The following is a 26,594-nucleotide window of genomic DNA, read 5'->3' on the forward strand; positions in this document are numbered from 1 at the left end:
ATCAACGGGTGCCATAAACAACTATCGTCTTACCATGTGCTGAAATTAGGTGTTGATCTTCAAGCATTTTTAAAATTCTTCCAACGGTTTCACGTGAACAGCCGACAATTTGCCCAATCTCTTGGCGGGTTATTTTTATTTGCATACCATCTGGGTGAGTCATCGCATCAGGCTGTTTAGTTAAGTTTAATAGTGTTTGTGCAATTCGTCCCGCGACATCCAAGAAAGCTAGATTACTGACTTTTTCTGATGTAACTTGTAACCGGCTTGCCATTTGACTAGCTAATCGCATTAATATATCTGGGTTAACTTGCACTAGCTGTTTAAATTTTTTATAGGATATTTCGGCCACTTCACAACTTGTTTTCGCTTTAACCCAAGCACTACGTTCTGTACCTTCTTCAAAAAGACCTAATTCACCTAAGAATTGATTTTGGTTTAAATACGACAAAATCATTTCATTACCTTCATCATCTTTAATCAATACCGCTACAGATCCTTTTAAAATATAATAGAGAGTTTCGGCTTTTTCACCTTGATGAATAAGGGTACTTTTAGCTGGATATTTATGAATATGGCAATGAGATAAAAACCATTCCAATGTTGTATCTGATTGCTGTTTACCAATCATTATTCCTTCCTCTCTATTCAAATTACTACAGTAACACTATAACAAAGTTACAGAATAAATCATATACTCACTAAAATGATTTTAATCATTATTTAATAAATTTAATATCTACTGTTTCATGTAATTCAGACCAAAAAATTGCAGCTGAACCATTAATTAAATGAAGTTTTACATCATTCACTTTATCTTCAAGTGATTTTTCTTGCTCACCATAATCAGTCCCTTCACGTAAAACAAAGTATTCTATTAGATTGTTTAGAGTAGTTGAATCAAGAGATTGCCAAGGAATTATCATAATTATATTTGCTGAGTTAACTTACATTAATTTATTTTAACAAGTTAATTATAAGAAGTGCATATGGAATATTAAATAAAAAAACCACTCAGTTGAGTGGTTTTAATTAGTTTCATTAAATAATGATTAGTTTGCAGTGACTTTAAGTTTGAAGCCTTGAATACCTGCATCATAGCCATCGCCACTATTAAGGCTACCGTATACTGTATTATGTTTTACACTACCAGTGCCACCTAACTTAATCACGCCATAACCTTCTGGGCTAGCATCTGCATCTCCAGCCGGTACACCAGCTAGAGTATCAGTTGCTGCAGCAGTTTGAGATCCATTTGCAGCACTATTATTACCATCTAGACTCCATGTAAATGTGTAAGATGCTGATTGGTTTGTATCTCCTCCAGGACCAGTGGTGAAGTTAGGCGTTGTGCGAGTATCAGTTGGATTAGCTTTCAACCATACAACAGCCGCTAGTTTATCACCATATTTTGGTACTGTAGTAGAAGTACTAGCAGCAAGGTTGTCCGCAAAATCTACACTACCTGAAGGAGTATATTTAAATATACCTAACGTTGTAGCACCAGGATATTCAATAGGACCTACAGGGATATCTGGATCTTTATCACCAGGACCGTGTTGATCTTGACCTGGATCTGTAGGATTAGAAGAACCATGACCTGGAGTAGTAGTACCATCCCAAATATCACTTACCCATAACCATTCATTTTCTCTTGGAGCACCATAAGGAGTAATTTCTTCAAGTTTGAAACCGATTTTTGTAGCACCCGCCATAGAAGGACTAATTTTGAAATAAATATGACCTTCTTGATCATTGACGGTAAAATCTTTAGTTATATCTGAAATTTCAGTCCAAGTACTAGTAGTGCCGATTTTAGCATAAACTGTAAGTGTATTTAATACAGCCTTTTTAGTAGTTGAATCTTTATCTCCATCTGCATCTACTAAGTCATAAAAGATATGAATGTAATCACCAACTTTAGCTTTTACACCATTACCAAGAGATGTTGCACCTGTTGTATCATTTGAAATACGAAGAGTCAAAGATCTTTCAGCTGGGGCGCTAGTATGTGCACCTTTTGACCAAATTACTGGTTTATTACCTTCTATTGAATTTTGAGTTATTGCTGGACCTACTGCATAAGCACTGCTAGCAGCATAACCTGCTAAAAACAAACTTAATGCAACTTTTTTAATTGCTAATTTTTTCATGTTTAACTTCCTATTTTCTCTAATAAATTAACATGTTATATTTATATAAATACACCGTTTTTATTGGTGTTGCCTTTTAAATCACCTTCGATAATTCGAAGATGATTAAAAACTTTTTTAATTAACTGAAACTTGTAATTTAAATCCTTGATCTCCAGCACATGCTACTGGTGATGCTGTTACCTGGTTTAGATCTAAATATGTAGGAGCTCCAGCCACAGCAGGAATACTTGTGCCTGTTGTTGCATAACTAGTCATATTAGTTCTAATAGTGTAAGGTGCATTTGGTCCCATACTTACATTAAACCAAGGGCCATTAGGACTATCAACATAACTTGGTAATGTTGTCATTGCACTTCCAGGACACGCCGGGCTATTTGAACCAACAAGTGACCAGATAACAAATGGGTTGGTAATTTCTACAGCTTCAGTATCATCGACATAAGCTTTTACGGTATATTCAGTACCTACATACCATCCAGTAATACCTGGTTCAAAATCAAGTACGTTTCCATTTTGTCTAGCAACTAAAGTGCCATCACTACGATATACTTTAATGTAGCCCGCTCTACCACCACCAAAATTAACCGTAGCTTTGTTGAAAGACTGACCATAACCATCTAATTTGATAGAAAAATCAACTGCTCCATCAAAGTTTGACGCAACGTCGATGGTATAAGTATCACCAATAGCTGTTGTGCCTGCTGCGGTAGAAGCATTTGCTGAAATGCTGTCACCCATTTTGACTTTTTCAAAAGATTTAACAATGACACAACGTTCTGAGGTAGGGCAACTTCTTACCGTACCAGAAGTACCATCAATCAAAGTGACTTTTGTACCATTACTGGTTGCTGTCCATAAATCAACTACTGAGGATTTGAATGTATTGCCTACTTTAGACATCAATGATTGGTCACTAAAACCATCATAACCATCCCCAAAGCTTCCACTTCCAGTAGGTGTTCCAGGGGTAACCAAACTAGCTAATAGCGTTACTGAAGTTGTACCATCAGCTGTATTTTGCACAGAAGTTGCTGGATCTCCTGAGCTATCAACCGCCCAAACACCTATTTTACGAATACTTAAATTAGGAAGAACTTCAAACGAAACTGAATTAGATGTTGCTGATTTTCCTTTGCTATCAGTAACCGTTACTGCTAGGCTATAAACGCCATTTGTACTAATTGGCAATCTGTTCCCATTTCGATCTACATAACTAGGTGCAACAATCTTCCAATTCTTAACATCAGCAGGAGGTGTTAACCATGAAGAGCTAGTACATACTCCCGCAGCAGAACACAAGAAACCACCACCATTATCAATATCTTGCATATTGCCTGACCAAGCTAAGCTTGATATACCTTTGGCGTTATGAACACCTATAACTAGATCATGAGTAGTACCTTCGAGTAATTGAAGAGAATCTAACCCTAAATCAACAGTCATTTTCTTTTCTTTATATTCAAGAACGATATAGTTATTACGATCAACTAAATCATATCGACTGCCTTTTAAAGAACGAGCCGCTTGAACCATATCCGGATCTAGCTGATCTTTTAACGGTGTACCAATACGATAATTCATGGTTAATTCAGCAGATGTGACTTTTTTACTATCCTGTCCGCGCTTATGTTGAGCTTTAACGGTAAATAAAGGAACCGGGGTATAATCCAATCCGACTGTGATCGCTCTTGGATCTTTTTGTAAATTATCCTTACCAAATAAAGCAACCTTATCACCATAGTATTGTTCATACATAAGTGATCCGCCTAAATGAGGATATTGAGGTAAATAGCCCTGAAAGCGAATATCAAAACCTCTAGCAGCTCGTTCTAAATAGTCATCAAAGTCTCTTGAATCTTTCCAATCAGACAGTGGATGATAATAGTTAGCTGCGAACTTCATATAATCAGTCCAAGCTTCAGCACCTAGGCCTAAACGATTGTGTGAACGTTGGAAATCATGATCAAGAAAGGCGTTATATCCTAATAACCATGTATTATCAGCAACATCCCAACGTTGACCAATACCAAAGTTACCAATATGACGATTATGTTCATATTCTTGGAATGATAACTGACTAAAAATCAATGTGCTGTCAGTATCAATCAATGGGCTAAATAATTTAACATTGATATTATTGAATTCACCCTTATCGCCTAAATCGAACTGTAATTGAGCAGTACCAAAACGCCCTAAAAAATTTTGAGCAGCGCTACGAAGAGGATCGACTACTTGTGAATGAATACCATTGCGAACATAGTTTTCAGCATAATCTTTACCTTTGTTTTTCAAATGGCCAGAGATACCGCCATTATCTGCTGAAGTAATATTTTTCCAATCTTGAGTTGCAAGAGTTTGCAAGGTGGTAGCTACTTGGCTTGATAGTGCATCTTTGTCTTTTTTTACATCGTAACTATCATCAGAGCCTAGCGAAGGTAAATTTGAGTATTTATCTTTTTTATTATTATTATTTATTGCAGGTAATAAAGGAGAATTTTCAGGTAAAACTAGTCGTTCATCGACTTCAACCATATCTTTTTTATCGAAACGACCTGCATTCATAGCTCGTAATTCAGAAATTGAAATATTGCTTAATAATGCAATTTGGTACAAACTGCGTTTTTGATTATTAATCATTTCTCGAGCTTTAGTACCATTTTTTAATTCAATGATTTTATTGCTATCAACCTCATTCGACGATAGCTGAGTATCAATAGCATAAGCATAATTCCAACTTAACGTAGCTATTACAAATGCTGAGATAACTCTTAATCTAAGATTCTTTCTCACCGTAGTCATTCCTTATATCTCACTAACTTTACAAATGCATCGTATTTATTTACGTTGTAAGTAAAGTTTTTATTATTTAATGTGTTGTTTTTAATATGCGATTTTAAAACTAAATAATATTCGCCTAAAAACTAAAACTTCTTTACAAAACAGCTAAGTTCAGGAGGATTTTATTACATAAATGTAATTTATAAAACTATTTTGTAACTTTTTTTGACATCTTTTTGTAAAGACGTTTTTTTGATATATTAATCAACAAGTTAATTAATTATATTTTTGTTTAAAACTTACTATTTTTATTAATTAATCAATTTTATATTACTTTTTAGTAATAGAAATCAAACAACAATATGTCAATTGTAAAGAAGAAAGGCTAATTTTGGGGATGAAAATAAGCTTGAACTGTTCACTTCAAGCTTATTTATGACTTTAGGTTATATTTTAGAAAATTAAATGACTAGTATTGACCTTCATTATAAATTTCAAGATTTTCAGATTCTGGCGTGATTGATTTGTTTTCAGCTCTGTGATGCTCTAGCGTATCAAAATAATTATCATCAATTCCTTCAGTAACATATTTTCCATCAAAAACAGAACATTCTAGATGATGAATATTAGGATTTTGCTCTTTAATACAATCAATTAAATCCGAAAGATCTTGAAATATTAATTTATCTGCTCCAATTTCTTTGGCAATTTGACCAACAGAGCGGTTATAAGCTATAAGTTCACTAGCAACTGGCATATCAATACCATAAACATTAGGATGTCTAATTTCAGGCGCTGCCGAAGCGAGATAAACTTTTTTAGCACCAACTGAACGCACCATCTCAAGTATTTTTTCCGATGTCGTTCCTCGAACAATAGAATCATCAACTAGAAGAACATTCTTACCTTCAAATTCAATACGATTAGCATTTAGCTTTCTTCTTACTGAAAGTTTTCGTTCCGCTTGACCTGGCATGATAAAAGTACGTCCAACATAGCGGTTTTTAACAAATCCTTGTCGATAGGGTTTATTCAGAATTCTGGCAATTTCAAGCGCGGCATCACATGATGTTTCAGGAATAGGAATTACTACATCAATATCAATGTCTTTCCATTCTCTAGCAATTTTTTGACCTAGTTTCTGTCCCATTAATATACGGGATTGATATACTGAAACACCATTCATCAATGAGTCAGGGCGGGCAAAATAAACATATTCAAAAATACATGGATAATATTGAGGATTATTTGCACATTGTTTTGAATAAAGTTGTCCATCTTGAGTAATATAGATAGCTTCACCTGGTTCAACATCACGCATAAATTCAAAATCGAGAATATCTAAAGCAACACTTTCCGATGCAACCATATATTCTGTCTTTTGATTATCAAGCACTTTTTTACCTATCACCAAAGGACGAATACCATATGGGTCACGAAATGCGACTAATCCATGTCCAATAATCATTGCAACACATGCATAAGCACCTTTAATGATTTGATGTACCCGATTGATAGCGGTGAAAATATTTTCTGCAGTTAATGGATAGGTAGGGAATTTATCAAGTTCGCTAGCAAAAATATTAAGTAATACTTCTGAATCAGAACTTGTATTAATGTGGCGTCTTGCTAATTCAAATACTTTATTTCTTAATTGGTCAGTATTAGTTAAATTACCATTGTGTGCAAGTGCAATACCATAAGGTGAATTGACATAAAATGGTTGCGCTTCTGAAGGACTTGAGCTGCCCGCAGTGGGATAGCGAATATGCCCTATTCCTAAATTACCTTGTAAACGCAACATATGATGTTCTTGAAATACATCTTTAACTAAACCATTTGCTTTACGTAAGCGAAAACGATTTTGCTCGTCGATAGTTACAATCCCCGCAGCATCTTGTCCTCGATGCTGCAAAACAGTTAAAGCGTCATAAATAGATTGATTAACTGTACTGCATCCTACAATACCAACAACACCACACATACAATGATTACCTCAAAGTTATTGAACTAAAAATGAAGACGACTGCTGTATAAAATCAAAAAACCAACGAATAATAAAATGAAAATGCGGAATTAGCTGCGATTGCTCCCATTCAGGAGATTGGGATAACGGTGTGAAAGTATCGACAAAAAAGAGCACTGCCGCCACAACTAAAATACCCCTTAATACACCAAAACAAATACCTAATACGCGATCTGTACCTGATAGTCCTGTTTTTTGAACCAATTGCCCAATAATATAAGAAACAATGGCACACACAATTAGTGTAGCAATAAATAAAATAGCGATAGCTACAGCAATACGAATTACATCACTATCAAAATAAGTTAAGTAACTAGTGATATGCATGTAAAAACGACTTGCTATAAAAAAAGCCAGAACCCAACTTATTAGGGATAACGCTTCTTTAACAAAACCTCTAATAATACTAATTAGTGCAGATAAAATAATCACACCAATAATCGTATAATCAACCCAATTCATCATAATAACTCACAATTTTATATTAATATTTTTATTTAATGTTTGTACTCATTAAAGAGTAAAATAATTTTTAATTTGTAACAATGACACCTTTTAATTTTGTTAAATTGTTTAGGTTACTAAGCAACTGCTCTGCTTGCTCTTTTTTTGCATAAGGACCGACCTGTAATTTTATTAATTGATTAGGTCCTGGATTACTTGGAATGATTCTAACGTCATAATTGTTAAGCCTTAATAATGCCACTAATTCCTCAATTTTTTTCTTATTTTTCAATGCGCCAAGTTGAATCATGTAGGGCTTATCTGTTTGTTCAGAAATAGATGAAGCATCGCTATTATCATTATCAGGTGATGCTAAAGGGCTAGTATATTGATCAGAATCAGGTGTATAAGATTGTTCAAATCCTGAACCACCATTAATAGTTGACTCATTTTGTGATGTAATCACTTGATTTTGTTCATTTACTACTTCTGGTTGTAAAATAGGAATTGTAGGCGTATGTAAATTAGATTTATCTGTAATGATATTAGGTGCAATTATAGCAATAGTTAGCAATAATGTAGCAAAACCAACTAGTTGATTCCTAATTTTATTTGAAGTAGTTTTCTCTTGATTAGTATCCATGATTACATTTGCCTAATTTATCTAAAACGGCAGATACAGTATAAAATGAACCACAGACGACAATAATATCATCTTCTTTTGAATCTTGCATGACCTTTTGATATGCATTATCAACTGATTCAAACGTAGTTATATTTTCTACTTTATTATCTTGCAAATACTGCTTTAATACCTCAGCATTACATCCACGCTCACCGTAAAGTGAAGCACAATACCATTGATCAGCATTTAATAAAGATAGAGTGCTTTTAATATCTTTATCTTTCAACATACCAATGACAAACCTAATCTTACCAATAGTAGGTTGTTTCTTTACCAATAACTTAATTTGGTTAGCTAAATAGTTAGCAGCATGAGGATTATGTGCAACATCAACAATTACAATTGGTGATGTCTGTATTATTTGAAATCTTCCAACTAAATTTGTTTTTTTAAGACCCTCGATTATTTGATTCTGGTCAATTGAAAGCGAAGAATAAGTTAGTGCTGCTATTGCAGTAGCAGCATTAGCTAAAGGCACATTGGGAATAGGCAATTGATCATACTGTTTTAACGGTGAAATGAATTGCCATAATGAATCATCAATTTGTTGATATGTCCAATCTTTATTAACTACATAAATAGGACAATTTACAGTTTTAGAAACATCTATAATAGATGATGGTATCTCTGGCTCACCAATAATAGCAATACTATTGGGTTTAAAAATACCTGCTTTTTCTCGACCAATACTTTCTCGAGTATTGCCTAAATATTCTACATGGTCGATACCGATTGTAGTAATAATTGCTATATCAGCATCGATAATATTGGTGGCATCAAGTCTTCCACCTAAGCCTACTTCTAGAATAACTACATCCAATTGAGCCTGTTTAAATTGATATAATGCAGCTAACGTTGCATATTCGAAATAAGTTAAGGAAATATTTCCTCTCGCTTTTTCAATTTCAACAAATGCATCAACTGTGTCTTGTTCTTTTGACTCTTGATTATCTATTCTAACCCTTTCAGTAAAACGCACTAAATGGGGAGAGCTGTAAACTCCAACACGCTTATTTGCAGCAAGTAATATCATCTCAAGCGTGCGGCAAGTCGTTCCTTTGCCATTAGTCCCTGCCACCGTAAAAACATAAGGGGCTGGCTGCAAAAGATCTAGACGCTCTGCAACTGTTCTAACACGCTCAAGTCCTAAATCAATGGTCGTTGGATGTAATTGTTCCAAATAAGAAAGCCATGTTTCAAGATTAGACATGGCATCAGGAATTTCAGGTCGCATGATTAATTAAATAGTCTCATCATTAACGATAGAATCAAAAGGAACTGGGAGTTTCATTAATTTAGCTAACAGACCTGCAATTTTAGGGCGCATATCACGACGATCAATAATCATATCAATTGCACCTTTTTCTAATAAGAACTCGCTACGTTGGAATCCTTCTGGCAGTGTTTCACGCACTGTTTGTTGAATTACTCGAGGCCCCGCAAAACCAATTAACGCTTTAGGTTCAGCAATATTAATATCACCTAGCATCGCTAGACTAGCAGATACACCACCCATTGTTGGATCGGTCATCACAGAAATATAGGGTAAACCTTCATCTTGCATTTTTGCTAAGATAGCACTCGTTTTTGCCATTTGCATTAATGAAAATAATGCTTCTTGCATTCGAGCGCCACCACTGGTAGAAAAACAGATTAATGGGCACTTATCTTCAATTGCCTGTTCTGCGGCTCGAGTAAATAAAGCACCAACCACAGACGACATCGAACCACCAATGAAAGCAAATTCAAAGCAGGCAACAACGACTGGAATGCCCAGTAATGTGCCTTTCATTACTACCATCGCTTCTTTTTCATGTGTTTCTTTTTGAGCGGCAGTTAAACGATCTTTATATTTTTTGGTATCTTTAAACCTCAAAATATCTTTAGGAGCAAGTTCTGAACCAATCTCTACATCAGAACCTTCATCTAAAAAACGATATAAGCGAACTCGGGCAGGAATATGCATGTGATGATCGCATTTTGGGCAAACTTCTAAATTACGATCAAGTTCAGCTTGATAGATAACCTGTTCACAATTACTACATTTGGTCCAAACACCACCTGGAATATTTGCCTTTTTATGATCTGACGATATATTATTTTTACTCAGAATTTTTTCAATCCAGCTCATTATGATTCTCTCATTTGGTACTCTTTTCAATTAACGACACATTGTATAATACTTTGCAATAATTCTTAATAGTTGTTTTTATTTTTATCGCAATTAGAAGGAAAATCGATAAATTTATCGACAATTTTATAAAAATATTATTATTTCATACTTCAAAAAATTTGATTTAAAACAAAACTCAGCAAGCTTGATTGATATTTAAATTTAACATTTTTCAATAAAAGTATATTTAGTATGACCTTAAAAAATTATTGGTATATAATTAACTCAGAATCGTTTTCCATTTTTTAGAAATAAGGGGTTATAGATGGACAAGGAAAAATCAGCCGCACCATCATTTCAAGATGTACTTGAATATATTCGTTTATCACGTCGTTTAAATAAATTAAAACGTGAAATTTCAGATAACGAGAAAAAAATTCGTGATAACCAAAAACGTGTGCTATTACTTGAAAATTTAAGTGATTACATTAAACCTGATATGACTTACGAAGAACTTCAAGCTATTATTGCTAATATGAAGAGTGATTATGATGATCGTGTTGATGATTATATAATCAAGAATGCTGAAATTTCTAAAGAAAGACGTGAAATCAGCAAAAAAATGCGTAGTTACCGTTCTAATTAATGTTTTTATGAATAACAACGCCCTTTTTCTCAATAGGGCGTTATTACTTTATTTTTAATCAATTAACCGCCAGCAAATTTAACTTTAAAACCTTTATCTTCTAATAATGATTTTAATAGTTCACGTTTGTCGCCTTGAATTTCAATTTTCCCGTCTTTAACTGAACCACCGCAACCACAACGCTTTTTCAGCTCAGCTGCTAATTGCATCAACTGAGAATCCTCTAAATCGAATCCCTCGATAACACAAACTCCTTTACCTTTACGCCCTGATGTCTGGCGTGAAATACGAATAAAACCATCGCCTTTAATACGAGGTTTAGCAGCCTGCTTTGGCGTAATTCGACCATGTTCAGTTGAATAAACAATAGCGTTATCAGACATAATTATTAACTCTTTGATAAATCTAGTGTTGTTAAAATAGCATGTAATGCTTTGGTTGGGTCTTCCGCTTGAGTAATAGGACGCCCAATAACTAAATAATCTGAACCAGCAGCTTGTGCGCGTTGAGGTGTCATAATACGGCGCTGATCATCAGGTGTTGATCCTGCTGGACGAATTCCTGGAGTAACTAATTTAAAATCACTTCCTAGTCTAGTTCTAAAACTTTGTACTTCTTTAGCAGAACATACAACTCCATCGAGTCCGCAATTCTTTGCCAGTAATGCCAGCTTTGTTGCTTGCTCTAATGGTGAAACGTTAATACCTATTTCTTTAAGATCAGAAGACTCCATACTCGTTAATACAGTCACTGCGATTAACATTGGTGCATCCTTACCGTATGAATAAAGCGCATCTTTTGCAGCTTCCATCATACGAGCACCACCACTAGCGTGAACATTTGTCATCCAAACACCTAAATCGGCGGCTGCAGCTACTGCTTTAGCAACAGTGTTAGGAATATCATGGAATTTAAGATCCAAAAAGATATCAAATCCTTTTTGTTTTATTTGCCTAATAAAGTCAGGACCTGCATGAGTAAATAATTCTTTGCCTATTTTAAGACGACAATCTTTTGGATCAACTTGGTCTATAAAGTTCCATGCTGACTTAGTATCTGAAAAATCAACAGCAACAATGATTGGAGATGACATAACTTATTTGTTCCTTTTTAATTATATATTCTATCTTTTCTTCTTAATAAACTCATTAAAACCAGTATAGAAAATTTTAGCACTTTCTTTGTAGCCTTGTAAGGTTTGATGTACTAAATCTGGTCGAGTCAGTCCACGTTTTTGCCAAACTTTAACTGAACCAGCTCCCCCCATAGCTGCTTGCCAATTCCAATATAGTGTCCTTTCAGATTTAGCTACTTGCTTTTGAATACTCATAATTGCTAAAAATGATTTAGGGATACTATTTTCATTTACCATTGTATCTGGAGGTGTCATCAATAAAATGGCTGCATTAGGTAATGCTCTACGAATTTGGCGAATATTATTCACTAAGTTTTTGCGGTAATCATTAACATCTAAAGTTTCATCAAAACTTTCATTTGTTCCGTATTCAAGAATAACTAAATCACTTTTTGAAGCAGATAATTCTTTCAACCAACTTGAACCCCATTTTTGCCATATGCTCTGTTTAGCGCCATTAGTTGCAATTGAAGATACAATAACCCCTGATTTTTTTGAGCGATTTAACCAAATTCCTCCAATTTCAACATCACGGTTTCCTTTAATCGTAAAAGGGTTTTTAGTCACAAATGACACCGTTTGCCAAACACTACTTTTGGGTAAATAACTTATATTTATTTTTTTACCGTCAGCATCATAAATACTCAATAAATTAGGGGTATTCTTCAATGCTCTGAAGGTTAATTTTACTTGCCAATTTTTGTTATCTAAACTTTTTGGTATTATTTGTATAGTGGCTGAATCGTTAGTCGCTTTTGCAATAAATCCACCCATTGGAAAATCTACGTCACTTACTGTACGGCTACTTATTACACGCCAATCTTTTACTTTCCAACCAACTGCTGTATGATTTTGACCTTTAATGGCAACAGGTGTAACCCAACCAATTCCGGCATCACCGTATTTTTGTTGCATTAATGTTCGAAACTCACCAGTAAAAAAATCTGCCGCTGAATGAGAATCCCCAAATTGAATTATATTAACGACTTGATTGCCATTTTTATTTCTAGCTAATGAATTTAACCGTTGAGCTAATTGTTTTGCATTTGGGTCACCAAAGTCAACAACAGTAGATTGTGCATCAGTTTTACTTTCTGCTACACTGCATCCTACTGAAACAGTGATAGTCACTATAGTAATAATATACTTTAAAAGTTTAATCACTATCGTCATCCTCAAATTGTTTAAAAATGATTTTATCCATAATTGCTTTAGCTAAAATTTTTTGGCCTATAAGTGTAAAATGGATTCCATCATCAACTCTAACTTTTATTTTATCTTTATTCGATTCAATAAAACTATTAAATGTTTCATAAGTACAACCTAATAATTGATTGGTTGTTAAAAAGTGTTGTTGTCTCTTTTCTACTTCAGACTGATACAGCGTATTTAAATAAACCATCCCTAAATTTAGTTGCGGTTTGCGCATACAAGGAGCAGCCAGCCAAAGCACTTGAACATTATGTTCACTAGCACTATTTAAAATTGTGGCGATACGTAAACGGTATTGTTCTTCCCACAACTCGGATTTAAATTTAACGTATTTAGCATAACCTTTTACAGGAAAGTCCCAAGGATCATTAGGTCCTAAAAAAACAACAAGTAACTTGATAGAAGGATCGGCAATTAAATTATCATTGATTGTTTTTGGCCAATTGAAAGCCTTTGGATAAGCGAGCCCAGTACTTTGTTTGCTTAGATTTACACTTTCTATTTTATATTGTTTAAATAACATTTTTTTAACATATGGTGCAACGCCTTGCATCAAAGAGTCGCCAACAAACAATACTTTGTCATTTTGAGTTAATACAATCGGTAAGGGCTCATGAATTAATGGAATATTTTGAATTTTAGGTGCTTCATCTTTAGCTTCGGTATCTATTTGTTCAGTTACTGGCGTTCCATCAAACCTAGTTTTGCTTAATTTAGTATTTTCTTGCTTAATTGATATTGGTTGAACATGAATTTTTTGCCTTTTTTTATCTTTTTTAATATTAACCATTTCGGATGGTGAAATAACTAACACATTTTTTACTGGTTGGTTTAAATGTGACTCATCATCAATGGAGCTAATGACATTATTTTGATCAATAACTACATCTTTCGAATATTCTTCTACTCGACCATCAGAATCGTCTAGATCCATTTTTTGGGTCATACTTCTTGAATTAAATAGATCATGATGATACGTTTGTTGCCAATAAATTAATACCGATTTGTGATAAATTGCTATTAATGCTATTGCGGTAATCAATAGCATAATAAAAACATATTTAGGTGAAAGTGATTCTTTTTGAGTTATTGCAGCTTCTGATACTTTAGTCTTAGCATTATGCTTTCTTGATTGCTCATGTAAGCCATTTTCGAACAAATCAATTTGTTGTCTATTTTTTGATAATGTTTTTTTATATTTCATTTTTATTGTTCTTCATAATCAAAAATTAGCATAAATAAAATTTGGCACTCCAGATGGTGCAAAATAGATAGTTAGCCATAATATAAATATAAAAATGATAGGCAAATAAATCCGATTTATTTTGCTAAGTTGTAAAGCGCACCAATCAGGAATATTTTTAAATAATGGGTATAACAAAAATATTACACATATACTTAGAAATACCTCAACATAATGTGACTCAATTAAAAAGTTATGGCCTAGAGCCGTTAAATAATCTAATGCGTCAGGTAAGCTTGCACAATAAAAAAATAACCAAGTAAAACAGATATAATGCCAAGTAATTAATCTAGCAATAATTGGGAAACGTTGAGTAATCCAACCTCTTCCCATATAACAATCTAATATATTAAGAACAATAATCCCCAAACCATGACATCCTCCCCAAATAACAAAATTAATCCCAGCTCCATGCCATAAACCTGACAATAACATAGCTGACATAACATTAATTTGAGTGCGAATAAAACCACGACGATTGCCACCAAGAGGGATATAAATATAATCGCGGATCCAATGAGATAAACTAATATGCCAACGTTCCCAAAATTCGCGGACATTACAGGCTAAATAAGGAAAGTTAAAGTTGATAGGAAGTCGAAAACCTAATAATAAAGCAATACCTGTAACAAGGTCGGTATAACCAGAAAAATTCAGGTAAATTTGTATAGCATAACCGTATAAGCCTACCAATAAATCAAGAGTACTGTATTCTAATGGATTTGAAAAAATCGGAGTTATCCAGTTTTCGCTAATTAATCCACCTAAACAATAAACTTTTATCACGGCCAGAATAATTAACGTAAATGCCCGAAAGGGTTCTAAAATCTCTCTAGGTTGACTCACCACAATTTGTGGAATAAATGTTTTTGCTCGATTAATTGGACCCGCAATTATACAAGGAAAAAAGGATAAAAATAAGGCAAAATCCGAGAATTTAGCAACAGGTAATTCTTTCTTTTTTATCGAAACTAAATAGCTTACCGAGTGGAACGTATAAAAGGAGATGCCTATTGGAATAAAAATGGTTATTGCTGGCAATAAAATAGATAAATTTAGATAGTTAAGCAATGATTGTAATTCATATCGAAAAAAATCAAAATATTTGAACAATGCTAAATTGATTATTGCGGCACTTAATCCTAGAACCAGCCATCTTTTTGCGTGTTTTTTAGACGTTGCAATCATTATTGAAAAGAAATATATCACGCTAGTGTAGCTAAAAAGGATAACAGCAAATTGAACACTATAACTAGCAACAATAAGGTAACTTGAAATCAAAAGTAAATTATTTTGGAATTTTGGTAATAATCTAAAAGACCAATATAAAGCAAAGAGAACTACAAAAATTAGACCAAATTCAATTGATAAATAACTCACTGCAATCCTTTCATATGTAAATCTACTATTGACCTAAAATTTTATTATTCTATAAAGTCTATTTCTGATACCCAATTAATTGTGATTGAGCAAGAACATTATAAACAATCAACTCCCTATTTAACCCATTTATCGATAACAAGTTTTTTGCCTTTAACCACAGTTGATAAAGCGAAATAATTTCATCATTACTTTTTGTGGCAAGTAGCCTAACTAACGGAACCTGATCACGATTCACAATATATCGACCAACTTTCTGTTTAGCTTTTAACGCATCACCTAGCAATGCACAAAACCAAGTGATACGCTCAAAAAAGTCCTCATGATTAAATGTCTTTGCTAATTGCCAAAAATTGTTTTGTGGCAAGACATTTAACAAGTTTTCACAAAATAATTTTCGTTGTTGCCAATTTTCGGGTTGCAACAGAAGAGCTGCATTTAGTGGCGCATTTTCACTCAATAACAGAGCAGTGGCAAGCTCATTATCACTGTATAAATCATTATGTATCTTTTTTAACCAATTAATAGATTCTTCTATTTTTGGTATTTTTAAAAAATAACAAAAACAACGGCTATGAATTGTAGGTAAAAATTGACTATTATGGTTATCACTTAAAATAAAATAGGTATTTTCTGGAGGTTCTTCTAACGTTTTAAGCAACGCATTTGCAGCGGCTTCTGTCATAAAAGCAGCATGTCTAATCCAGATGACCTTATTACCTCCCTGTTGGGATTTTTCATAGATTTTTGTAGAAATATTCCGTATTTGATCAATACCAATCGATTGTTTTCCCTGTTCATTTGTTATTTGGTAATAATCAGGATGATGTTGAGATAAAAATAACTGACAACTATGACATTTACCGCATGGTTCCAACTGTTTTGAAGATTGACAGAGTAATCGATTAGCTATTAAGTTGATTAATTCTTCTTCACCACTACCTTGAATATAATTGATTAACAAAGCATGATGAGCACGATGATTAACAATCGTTTCTGCTAACTGTTCAAAAGGTAATTTAAGCCATGGATATTCGTTGAAAATCATAAAATCGAAACCTAATTTGTTAACCATGAATTTAATGTTGTTTCAATCTGAGCTGTCACTTCTGTAATTGATTTTGAAGCATCAATAGTAATGATAGTGTTATCATTTTCAGCTAACTCTAAATAACGCTGACGAATTCGCTCAAAAAAAGGCAGTGATTGTTGTTCAATACGATCAAGTTGCCCTCGAGATCTTGCCCTCATCAATCCAAGTTCTGGAGAAATATCTAAATACAACGTTAAGTCTGGTTTAAAATTACCTAAAACCTGAGAGTGTAGTGTTTCGATAAAAACTCTGTCTAACTCTCGTCCGCCACCTTGATAAGCTTGAGTAGATAAATCATGTCGATCACCAATGACCCATTTCCCCATTTTCAGTGCAGGCTTAATCACGTTATCGACTAATTGAATACGCGCAGCATATAACATAAGTAATTCAGCTTTATCAGTTAATGGCTCATTATCTAAACCATTTTTAATAATATTACGCAATGCTTCAGCAATCGGTGTACCACCCGGTTCACGAGTAAATTGCAGATCGCAAATATGATGTTGATTCAAAACACGCGCAACAGTATTTATGGCAGTCGTTTTACCGGCGCCTTCCAAACCTTCGATGACAATAAATTTGCCTGTCATACTTATTTCCTAAACTAATTAAGCTGATGAACGAGTAAACATTGCGCTATTGTACGCTATTTTTACCAATTATTTTAGTTCGTATCGTAAATACCTTGTTAATACTTATCAAATATGAGTACTTTTTAATATACCGACATAGTAAAACTATCCTGTTTAATTATTAGCGATTCGTCTATAAGATCAAAATAAAAATAGTTTGAAGTTGTTCATTAATAGGAAAATCATTGAGTATATGAACTTTGTATTTATTACCTTCTAGAAAAGAGATATCGATTGATATTTTTCACTCACTTATCATTTGTTTAGTAAACAATTCATAGTATTATGAATTAGTATTTAACACTGTGTTGCTAGAGAAAATAAAGTTTTTAGATTATAAAATCATTAGGCGGATTTCCAACCATACCTGAACAAGAATATAAAACAAAATTAATCTGGAATGCCAAAGAATGAAAAAAATACTCCTACTATTAGTCGCATTTATGTCAATAGTAACATTAACCAGTTGCAACAAAACACCTTTAGAAAAGGTTTTAAAAGATGTAAAAAACAATCATCCTAAAACCATAACCTTATCTGATTATACCAATTTTAAATGGGATGAAGTTTGGATAATCAGTGGCAGTATTAGTGGACGGTATATCATATTAATGCGAGAACATAATATTGATGTCAAAAAAGTAGAAAAACCTAAAAGGAAATATGGAAAATATCAAGAGCTTTCTAAGACTGTAGTGTATGTATATAATAAAAAAGTTGTCTATTACGAATTTCCTCCGGATAACAGGGACAGGGAGTTTTCTCTTTTAGGTTTTGTAGAACCATATGCACTTTTAGATTTTAACTTAGAAAGAGGACAGATAATGGTTGTTTCCAGTAATAATTCTGAGTTTGAAGTAAAAGGCAAAACATTAATCCCCATTAAGCCAATTAAGATCTACGAAAACATGGATAAAAAATTGAAATGATACCTAATGAATTAACAATTCTAGATATTCTGAAAATTTCAAATGCCATGATTTTTATATTTACTTATTGAAATATTATCCCCAATTAAAAAATATAAAAATCTATCGTACACAATTTAGTTTTTATGATATCTAGTGTTTAATCATACTAATTATCTGCTTAAAGGTAATTTGTTAATCTCGCAACAATGCGATATAGATTTCTTTTATACTTAATATGAATTAAGCCCAACGCACTTTCTGCCTAGTGTTGATAAGTAAAAAACCGATATCATTCGTGACTTTAATTTGACGATATTAATCACTTAGTGTTTATAATACTGAAATGAACATTGATCGCTTAAAAGATTAATAACGTGATAATACTACCTCCATTGAGAATGTTATGATTAAAAAAAATAATGAAAATTATCAATCCAATACTAAGTTAATTAATACTAACAATCAGCCTGAACATATTAATTTATCAAAAAAACAGGCGCGATTTTTTTCAATTGTTAATAAATTAACCCCTTTTTCCATGATTTGGGTAAGTATAATATTGATGTATGGGGTTATTTGTATGTACACAAACGCAATGGGGCAAGACGAGTTTTATCGTTTTATCTTTTTCTTGCAAAAGCCTTTAGTTGTTGTCATCAATTCTATTGCTTTATTACTTGCTTTATTTCATTCAATTAATTGGTTTAGATTAATACCGAAAGTTATTTTTAAGCAAGATTCGCATAAAAAGGGTAAAGTATATTTACTTATTATTGGCTTTTGGTGTGTAACACTTTTACTTTCATATTACTTACTATTATTGATTATTAAATAAGTGGTGTTTGATTAATGAAAAAACAAGAAAATCAACCAATACGCTCTGATTCAACAGTGGCAAAAGGACTATTTGCTTTAGGTGGACTTTGGGCAGCTATTTTTGCTCCCGTGGTATTGGGTATCATTGCATTTATTATCCCTTTTGGTGATGCAATAACGCGTTCATCAATTCTTAAATTAGCCAACACTGAATTAGGCAAACTATTTTTATGCTTAATGATTTCGCTACCAATTTGGTGTGGATTACAACAGATTCTAACTTTGCTGCATCATTTCAACATACATCCAAAACGAGAAAAGCTACTAACTTTCTGTTTAGCATTCGCATGGACTGCTCATGCAATTTATATTTTATTTGTCAGAGTCTAAAGCTACTTTGATATTAATTTATTGGCGCTATCGATTACTTTTGATAACGCCATTTAAATTTGATTAATAATAGGTAATTTGTCGAACAATATTAGTCTGTTTGTTTTTTCTATTTTGTTTAGACTGACTTGCACTAAGCCAATCATTTTTTTCATTAAAAGTTAAGAAATCGGTTATATAATTTGTTGTATCTTTACCCACCATTGAATAAGCTGAATGAATGGCCATTAATCGGTTAATTTCATCAAATTGGTAAGAAAAATTACTTTCATTTTGGGTTTTATTGCTATATTGCGCTGACACTTTTGCTAATTGATGATTTTGGTAAGTAAATGAATATACCGAAGCACCTTTTTGAACAGTTCCAACTACATCTCCATTAGCATTCAACTCTTTTAGCTGCCATTGAACATTTTTATTAACTAAACAATTGTTATTATCAAACTGATAATTGTCATTCTCAATAAATGTAAAATCAGGAGCCTTCTTTATTTGTTCCGACGCAATAATACGGCCTTTTTCATCTGTTTTGAATTGAATCGTACTGTTAGTTTTATCTTCAATATCTTGAATAACATTTTGCCAACCAAATTCTGTTTTTTGTAGATGCTCAGAATAAAGTTTTTCATTTTTATCAGAATAAAGGTCGTAATGACTTTCAGTAATTAAGCCATTGGAATCATAATTTAAACTATGTTTCGCAATTGAACGGATCGCACCTGTATCTGATGTGATTGTTGAAGTTCTAACTTCTTGTTTTATACCTTTAGCTTTAGAATCAATAAAATCTAATATTTTGAAGATATAATTATTTGCCTCAACTTTATTTTGCTCAACATCATCAGAACACGTTAATGCCATGACATTTATTGAGACAAATGATAAACATGAAGCAGTTAAAAATCGGAATACTCGTTTTTGCATAATTAACCTGTTTAATCTTTTTTACTAAATTAAATTTTTAATTATGGCCTATACCTAAGCCGTATAAATTTATTTTTTGCGCATTAACAATGCATCTTCCCAATTGACCTTTTTTTCTTCTTCACCATCATGCTTTTCAACCTTTTCTATATTTTCTTCTGTTTCAGCTTTCTGCGTTTTTTCAAGAATATCAGCATGAATTAGGGTTTTAGTCGCTTTTCTAGGTGGTTTATCTAAAAATGAAAGTAAATCTTTTGTATAGTCAGTTTCAGGCGTATAGAAGATTTGTTCACGAGAGCCTTGTTCAATAATTTTTCCATCTTTCATCACAACAATTTGGTGACAGAAAGAATAAACTAAGGCAAGATCATGACTAATAAATAGATAGCTAAGATGGTGTTTTTCTTGCAATGATTTAAGCAAATTAATTATTTGCTTTTGAATAGTATGATCTAATGAAGAAGTTGGCTCATCTAAAATCAATAATTCTGGTTGTAAGATTAAAGCTCTAGCAATGGCAATTCGTTGTCGTTGTCCGCCAGAAAATTCATTAGGGTAACGAAAACGCATTTCAGGCTCTAATCCAACTTCTTGCATAATATCAATCACGGCTTGTTCACGCTCTGTTTTACTCAATTTCTTATGAGTAATTAAGCCTTCACTAATAATTTGTTCAACGTTTAAGCGCGGATTAAGTGAAGAGTATGGGTCTTGAAATACCACTTGGATTCGGCTGCGAAACGGTAATAATTTTTTAGCGGATAAATTCTGTATAGGATGGCTATCGAATAAAATATCACCTTGTGATTGAATTAAACGCAAAATAGCTAGTGCAGTAGTACTTTTACCTGATCCTGACTCGCCAACTATACCCACAGTTTCACCTTGGTGCACCGTGAAGCCAATATTATCAACAATTTTCTTCTTTTTACTACTAAATAATCGTTTTTGCGCGATAACTTCAACATTTAGATGATTAACACTGAGCAATATACCCGGTGTATCAGGTAAAGGAACGGGTTCACCACTAGGTTGTGAATTTAATAATGTTTGGGTATATTCTTGTTGAGGGCGCAAAAAGATGCGTTGTTTATTATTGAATTCAACAATTTGCCCATTTTGCATTACTGCCACTTTATCTGCCAGTTTTTTTACAATCCCCAAATTATGTGAAATAAATAGCATACTCATATTAAGTTCTTTTTTAAGTTCTTTGAGTAAATCAATAATTTGTGCTTGAACTGAAACATCTAAGGCTGTAGTTGGTTCATCGGCTATTAATAATTTAGGATGCGTTAAAATTGCCATTGCAATCATGACCCGTTGTCTTTCGCCGCCAGACAATTGATGAGGATAAGCAGAAAGTTTAGTTTTAGGCTCTTTGATTCCAACACGATCTAAATATTGTAAAATCTCCCCCCGAGCAACATTATGTCGCATACCACGATGTAATGATAATACTTCGTAAAGTTGTTTTTCCACTGTATGTAATGGATTAAGTGATACCATTGGTTCTTGGAATATCATACTTATTTCATTACCACGAATTTTGCGTAACTCTTTTTCAGGCGCATGTAATAACGATTTATCCTCAAAAATAATATCGCCAGATGGATAGATCACCTGCTCTTTGGGTAACAATTTTAAGATCGATAGTGCAGTCACACTTTTACCAGAACCAGATTCACCAACTAATGCAACCGTTTCTTGTTCGCCGATATCAAAGCTAATATTTTCGACAATTTGACTTTGCAAGTCTTGACCAGTTTTAAACGCAATACTTAAATCAACAATCGATAATAAAGGAGAACTCATTTATATACTCCTTTGTTTGGATCAAATGCATCTCTAATTCCTTCACCAATAAAAATTAAAAGTGACAATAATATAGAAATAACTAAAAAAGAACTAATACCGAGCCAAGGTGCTTGTAAATTGTTTTTACCTTGTAGAAGTAATCGACCTAAGGATGGTGAATCAATGGGCAAACCAAAACCTAAAAAATCCAATGCAGTTAACGTTGAAATTGAACCACAAAGAATAAATGGTAAATATGTTAATGTGGCAACCATCGCGTTGGGCAACATATGTCGAAACATGATTTTACTATCACTCACTCCCATTGCTTTGGCAGCTCGAATATAATCAAAGTTACGAGTACGTAAAAACTCGGCTCGCACAATACCAACTAAAGCCATCCATCCAAATAATACTGTAATAGCTAATAACCACCAAAAATTGAGTGGTAAGATACTTGCAAGTAGAATAATTACAAATAATTCTGGTAATCCGCTCCAAATTTCAATGAATCGTTGTCCCAATAGGTCGACTTTTCCGCCATAATAACCTTGGATTGCACCGATAAGTACACCAATAATGGAAGTGAAGAAAGTTAAAAATACTGCAAAAAACATCGATATTCTAAATCCGTATAAAATATTGGCTAATACATCAAATCCAGCATCAGTTGTGCCAAGCAAATGCGTTTTAGATGGTGGTGTTGGAAATGTGCTAGCTGTATCATGAATTACAGTATTATAGGTATATCGGAATGGAGGCCAAAATATCCAACCATCTGATTCAATCTTATTTTGTACTGCGGGATCTAAATAATTAGTTTGCGTTTGAAACTGCCCACCAAACTCTGTTTCCGGATAAAAATGAAATATTGGCGAGTAATAGTTATTTTGATACTTTATGAAAATGGGGCGATCATTAAATATAAAATCAGAAAATAGACTTATTATAAATAATATTGAAAATAGCCATAACGAATAATACCCACGTCGATTGCGTTTAAATCGTTGCCAACGTAGCTGATTAATTGAATAGTGCATAGTCATCAGTTGCGAGCCTCAAAGTCAATACGTGGATCAATTAACATATAAGTTAAATCTGATAAAAGTTTAGTGAGTAGGCCAATTAATGTAAATATATATAATGAGCCAAAAATAACAGGATAGTCACGTTGAATAATTGCCTCATACCCTAATAAACCTAATCCTTTAAGTGAAAATATCGCTTCAATAAGTACAGAGCTAGTAAATAAAATTCCGACAAATGAGGTTGGAAAACCCGATACGATAAGTAAGGTTGCATTGCGGAAAACATGTTTATACATAATTTGCCTTTCACTCAAACCTTTAGCTCTGGCAGTCACAACATATTGTTTGCGAATTTCATCTAAAAATGAGTTCTTAGTTAGCATAGTTAATGTTGCAAAACCACTAACCACCATAGCAATAGTTGGTAAGCAAATATGCCAACAATAATCTTTGACTTTGCCCCAAAAATCTAATTGTTCAAAATTATTTGAGATTAATCCTCGAAGCGGGAAAATATCCCAATAACTCCCCCCAGCGAAAAGGACTATTAGCAACACGGCTAATAAAAAAGCGGGTATTGCATAACCAATAATGATTAAAGTACTTGTCCAAAAATCAAATACTGAACCATCTTTAACTGCTTTACGAATCCCTAATGGAATTGAGATTAAATAAATGATTAATGTACTCCATAACCCCAATGAAATAGAAACAGGTAAACTTTTTGCAATTAAACTTAGCACTGATTCACTTTTGAAAAAGCTGTTACCAAAATCAAACTGAATAAATTGTTTCAATGTATTAATGTAGCGTTCCCAGATCGGTTTATCAAAACCATATTGCTTTTCAATCATTGCCACAATTTCAGGATCAAGACCTCGCCCGCCCTGATAATTTGATTGTTTTTTTTCTTCTTTTAATATTGTTGGGCTAGTTTCACTGCCTGGTAACAAGGTTTGTCCTGCTTCTGGTCCATTTTCAATCATAGACAATGCTTGATCAACAGGACCGCCGGGTGCAATTTGTACAATAAAAAAGTTGATCGTCAAAATGATTAGCAATGTTGGAATAATTAGCAATAATCGACGGATAAAATAATTCAGCATATTAGTGTTCTCTATTCTTTGATAAGCTAGCTGCTTTATCTTCATCATACCACCAGCTATCAATTCCTATTGCATAAGTTGGTTGTTGGGTTGGCTGGCCAAATTTATTCCAATATGCATAAAAAGTTTTACTGTTATACCACATTGGAATCATCGGATATTCTTGCGTCAAAATTCGATCTAGTGCTCGTCCAAGTGGAACTAATTCCTCCTGGTTTCCAACATTTTTAATTATTTCATTAATAATTGAATCAATTGCCTGATTATGTAAGCCTGAGCCATTATATGTAGAGTTTAAATACTCGGTTCCCCAAAAAATCATTAAACTTGAGGATGGATAATCTATCGAACTATAATTACGTGGCATCATATCATAATCACGTTCACGCATTCTGCGATTGATCTGCGCGTAATCAAGTGAGATTATGTTCATTTTAATACCTAAACGAGCTAAATTTTGCTGGAAAGGGATCGCATATTTGATGTCGTCACCAAGGTAAGTTAACAATTCAAATTCAAAAGGTTGTTGGGTTTTAGGATTAATTAATTTACCGTCTTTAATGATCCAACCTGCTTCTTCCAATAATTTAGCAGCTGTTAATAAGTTATTGCGATTAAAACCTTGCCCATCACTTTTAGGAACAGTAAAAGCTTCATCAAACGCTTGTTCAGGAATAATATTTTTATAAGGAGTTAACCATTTAAGCTCAAGTTCACTCGGTTTACCTTTGGCGGCATAAATAGTATTTTCAAAAAAGCTAGATGGTCTTTTATAACTATCATAATAAAATGCATGATTTAACCATTCAAAATCAAAAGCTAAGGTAATCGCTTTTCGAACTTTTATATCTTTAAAAAAATCTTTCTGCAAATTAAACGCTAACCATTTAGTATCTACTGCTGTTTCAACGATTTTTTCTTTTTTAATGATATCTTTTGAATCAAAGTATTTTCCTTGATATTGAGTAAACCAATTTTTCGGTTGCCCTTCACCTCGAAAATCATACTCCCCAGCTTTAAAAGCCTCTAAAGCAATGCTCGTATCCATATAATAATCGATACGTTTTTCATCAAAATTATTAAGACCTTTATTAACCGGTAAATCTTTTGCCCAATAATCAGGATTTCGCTTATAAATGACATACTGTCCCATTTTATAATCGCTAATATAATAAGGTCCGCTACCAATCGGAGGCGTACTTACTGGCTCGGAAAAATTACGATCTTTCCAATAATGTTCAGGAATAATATGCATATTACCAACAAAGGATAGTAATTTTTCACGGTCGGCTTCAGGTAAGTCGACACGAACGCGATAATCGTCTATGGCTTTAACATTTATCCCTTTGTTGTAAACCCGATATTGTGAAACACCTTCAGTCATAAATTTTTGAAAAGTAAATTCCACATCATGTGCGGTTATTGGCTTACCATCTTGAAAACGCGCATTAGCATTAATTTCTACCTCTGCCCAGCGATAACTATCTGAATAAGTGATTGAAGTGGCAATTAGTGGATAAAAACTCGAAATATCATCAGCTGTTGTGGTAAATAGAGAATCATATAAGGAGCCGGAATAATGTTCAGGTGCGCCACGACTTGCGAAACGATTAAAATTATCAAAAGTACCTATTTCATACAATTTAATAATTCCACCTTTAGGAGCATTGGGATTGACATAGTTAAGATGTTCAAAATTTTCAGGGTATTTAGGTTCACCTAACAATGAAAATATAGTTTTGTGATAAATATGTTCATTAGGTTGAGAAGGCTCAACATTATCAATTGATTCTATAGTCTCAGTTGAGGAATTAACCTCTTCTACCGTCTCGGTTTGCAACGTGAGATTTGAGTCTTCGGCATAAGCAGTCATTGAACAAAGGAAAAATCCACTCAAACAGCTTGAGATGAATAACCTCTTAATAATTTTTTTTCTTTGACTAATCATCCTAATTTAGTTCCTGTTTTATCTTCAACCTACCAATATGAGATTTTACTTTAATTGAAAATTTTAAATTATCTAAAGTACTTAAAATAATACATAGTAAGTTAGCTATTTTGCCAAACTTCAATCAA

Annotated in this window: 24 protein-coding genes and 1 pseudogene; 4 read left to right on the forward strand and 21 right to left on the reverse strand. The window is 33.3% G+C overall.

Annotated features, from left to right (window positions below):
- Position 1 precedes the first annotated feature (1 nt).
- From crp to accD, 9 genes are all read right to left on the reverse strand, one after another.
- Positions 2–634, reverse strand: coding sequence for a cAMP-activated global transcriptional regulator CRP (gene crp / locus J3U24_RS03910; protein ID WP_034903327.1), 633 nt, complete (start codon positions 632–634; stop codon positions 2–4).
- 85 nt (positions 635–719) lie between these two features.
- The gene (locus tag J3U24_RS03915; RefSeq protein ID WP_065734758.1) at positions 720–926 is read right to left on the reverse strand and encodes a YheU family protein; all 207 of its coding nucleotides are present in this window, start codon (positions 924–926) and stop codon (positions 720–722) included.
- A 126-nt stretch (positions 927–1,052) separates the two neighbouring features.
- Positions 1,053–2,153 carry a hypothetical protein gene (locus J3U24_RS03920; protein WP_267336686.1) on the reverse strand — a complete coding sequence of 367 codons (1,101 nt, stop codon included), beginning with the start codon at positions 2,151–2,153 and terminating at the stop codon, positions 1,053–1,055.
- A gap of 117 nt (positions 2,154–2,270) precedes the next feature.
- Positions 2,271–4,946 (reverse strand): inverse autotransporter beta domain-containing protein, encoded by a 2,676-nt coding sequence (locus J3U24_RS03925; RefSeq protein ID WP_267336685.1) that lies wholly within the window; start codon positions 4,944–4,946, stop codon positions 2,271–2,273.
- 457 nt (positions 4,947–5,403) lie between these two features.
- Entirely contained in the window at positions 5,404–6,918 is a 1,515-nt protein-coding gene (purF, locus tag J3U24_RS03930; protein ID WP_065734755.1) for an amidophosphoribosyltransferase, read from the reverse strand.
- An 18-nt stretch (positions 6,919–6,936) separates the two neighbouring features.
- A complete protein-coding gene (locus tag J3U24_RS03935; protein ID WP_065562475.1) occupies positions 6,937–7,422 on the reverse strand; it encodes a CvpA family protein in 486 nt (161 codons plus the stop codon).
- 70 nt (positions 7,423–7,492) lie between these two features.
- On the reverse strand, positions 7,493–8,047 hold the full coding sequence (locus J3U24_RS03940) for an SPOR domain-containing protein (protein ID WP_065734754.1): 555 nt from the start codon (positions 8,045–8,047) through the stop codon (positions 7,493–7,495).
- Entirely contained in the window at positions 8,037–9,326 is a 1,290-nt protein-coding gene (gene folC, locus J3U24_RS03945) for a bifunctional tetrahydrofolate synthase/dihydrofolate synthase (RefSeq protein ID WP_416380469.1), read from the reverse strand. The genes J3U24_RS03940 and folC overlap by 11 nt, the downstream gene beginning before the upstream one ends.
- Positions 9,327–9,329: 3 nt before the next feature.
- Positions 9,330–10,220 (reverse strand): acetyl-CoA carboxylase, carboxyltransferase subunit beta, encoded by an 891-nt coding sequence (accD, locus tag J3U24_RS03950; RefSeq protein WP_065562398.1) that lies wholly within the window; start codon positions 10,218–10,220, stop codon positions 9,330–9,332.
- Between the two features lie 307 nt (positions 10,221–10,527).
- Here accD and tmaR point away from each other — a divergent pair, with 307 nt between their 5' ends.
- Entirely contained in the window at positions 10,528–10,848 is a 321-nt protein-coding gene (gene tmaR / locus J3U24_RS03955; RefSeq protein WP_065562399.1) for a PTS system regulator TmaR, read from the forward strand.
- A gap of 62 nt (positions 10,849–10,910) precedes the next feature.
- Here the strand turns inward: tmaR and yciH are convergent, their stop codons facing one another.
- The 7 genes from yciH to tmk are packed head-to-tail and all read right to left on the reverse strand — an operon-like array spanning position 10,911 to position 17,504.
- On the reverse strand, positions 10,911–11,231 hold the full coding sequence (yciH, locus tag J3U24_RS03960; protein WP_065562400.1) for a stress response translation initiation inhibitor YciH: 321 nt from the start codon (positions 11,229–11,231) through the stop codon (positions 10,911–10,913).
- 5 nt (positions 11,232–11,236) lie between these two features.
- Positions 11,237–11,941 (reverse strand): orotidine-5'-phosphate decarboxylase, encoded by a 705-nt coding sequence (gene pyrF, locus J3U24_RS03965; RefSeq protein WP_065734751.1) that lies wholly within the window; start codon positions 11,939–11,941, stop codon positions 11,237–11,239.
- A gap of 30 nt (positions 11,942–11,971) precedes the next feature.
- A complete protein-coding gene (locus J3U24_RS03970; protein WP_267336683.1) occupies positions 11,972–13,147 on the reverse strand; it encodes a hypothetical protein in 1,176 nt (391 codons plus the stop codon).
- Positions 13,140–14,399, reverse strand: coding sequence for a DUF459 domain-containing protein (locus J3U24_RS03975; RefSeq protein WP_267336682.1), 1,260 nt, complete (start codon positions 14,397–14,399; stop codon positions 13,140–13,142). Before J3U24_RS03975 ends, J3U24_RS03970 begins: the two co-directional genes overlap by 8 nt.
- A gap of 18 nt (positions 14,400–14,417) precedes the next feature.
- On the reverse strand, positions 14,418–15,818 hold the full coding sequence (locus J3U24_RS03980) for an MBOAT family O-acyltransferase (protein WP_267336681.1): 1,401 nt from the start codon (positions 15,816–15,818) through the stop codon (positions 14,418–14,420).
- Between the two features lie 58 nt (positions 15,819–15,876).
- A complete protein-coding gene (gene holB / locus J3U24_RS03985; protein WP_267330013.1) occupies positions 15,877–16,866 on the reverse strand; it encodes a DNA polymerase III subunit delta' in 990 nt (329 codons plus the stop codon).
- An 11-nt stretch (positions 16,867–16,877) separates the two neighbouring features.
- The gene (tmk, locus tag J3U24_RS03990) at positions 16,878–17,504 is read right to left on the reverse strand and encodes a dTMP kinase (RefSeq protein ID WP_065562405.1); all 627 of its coding nucleotides are present in this window, start codon (positions 17,502–17,504) and stop codon (positions 16,878–16,880) included.
- 452 nt (positions 17,505–17,956) lie between these two features.
- Between tmk and J3U24_RS03995 the strand changes: the two genes are divergently transcribed.
- From J3U24_RS03995 to frdD, 3 genes are all read left to right on the forward strand, one after another.
- Positions 17,957–18,475, forward strand: coding sequence for a hypothetical protein (locus tag J3U24_RS03995; protein ID WP_267346972.1), 519 nt, complete (start codon positions 17,957–17,959; stop codon positions 18,473–18,475).
- A gap of 385 nt (positions 18,476–18,860) precedes the next feature.
- Positions 18,861–19,292 carry a hypothetical protein gene (locus J3U24_RS04000; RefSeq protein WP_065562410.1) on the forward strand — a complete coding sequence of 144 codons (432 nt, stop codon included), beginning with the start codon at positions 18,861–18,863 and terminating at the stop codon, positions 19,290–19,292.
- Positions 19,293–19,306: 14 nt separating this feature from the next.
- The gene (frdD, locus tag J3U24_RS04005; RefSeq protein ID WP_065562411.1) at positions 19,307–19,663 is read left to right on the forward strand and encodes a fumarate reductase subunit FrdD; all 357 of its coding nucleotides are present in this window, start codon (positions 19,307–19,309) and stop codon (positions 19,661–19,663) included.
- Between the two features lie 63 nt (positions 19,664–19,726).
- Here the strand turns inward: frdD and J3U24_RS04010 are convergent, their stop codons facing one another.
- From J3U24_RS04010 to J3U24_RS04030, 5 genes and pseudogenes are all read right to left on the reverse strand, one after another.
- Positions 19,727–20,587, reverse strand: a complete 861-nt coding sequence (locus J3U24_RS04010) for a hypothetical protein (RefSeq protein ID WP_065735187.1) — start codon at positions 20,585–20,587, stop codon at positions 19,727–19,729.
- 231 nt (positions 20,588–20,818) lie between these two features.
- Positions 20,819–22,402 (reverse strand): annotated as a pseudogene (yejF, locus tag J3U24_RS04015) (microcin C ABC transporter ATP-binding protein YejF); the annotation flags it as partial.
- Positions 22,399–23,430 carry a microcin C ABC transporter permease gene (locus J3U24_RS04020; RefSeq protein WP_267330009.1) on the reverse strand — a complete coding sequence of 344 codons (1,032 nt, stop codon included), beginning with the start codon at positions 23,428–23,430 and terminating at the stop codon, positions 22,399–22,401. The pseudogene yejF and the gene J3U24_RS04020, both read right to left, overlap by 4 nt.
- Positions 23,430–24,518 (reverse strand): microcin C ABC transporter permease YejB, encoded by a 1,089-nt coding sequence (locus J3U24_RS04025; protein ID WP_267336678.1) that lies wholly within the window; start codon positions 24,516–24,518, stop codon positions 23,430–23,432. Before J3U24_RS04025 ends, J3U24_RS04020 begins: the two co-directional genes overlap by 1 nt.
- Position 24,519: 1 nt before the next feature.
- Positions 24,520–26,466 (reverse strand): extracellular solute-binding protein, encoded by a 1,947-nt coding sequence (locus J3U24_RS04030; protein WP_267346975.1) that lies wholly within the window; start codon positions 26,464–26,466, stop codon positions 24,520–24,522.
- Between the last annotated feature and the right edge of the window lie 128 nt (positions 26,467–26,594).

Origin of the sequence: Gilliamella sp. B2785 (genome assembly GCF_026537005.1) — a bacterium.
GTDB classification, from domain to species: domain Bacteria; phylum Pseudomonadota; class Gammaproteobacteria; order Enterobacterales; family Orbaceae; genus Gilliamella; species Gilliamella apicola_E.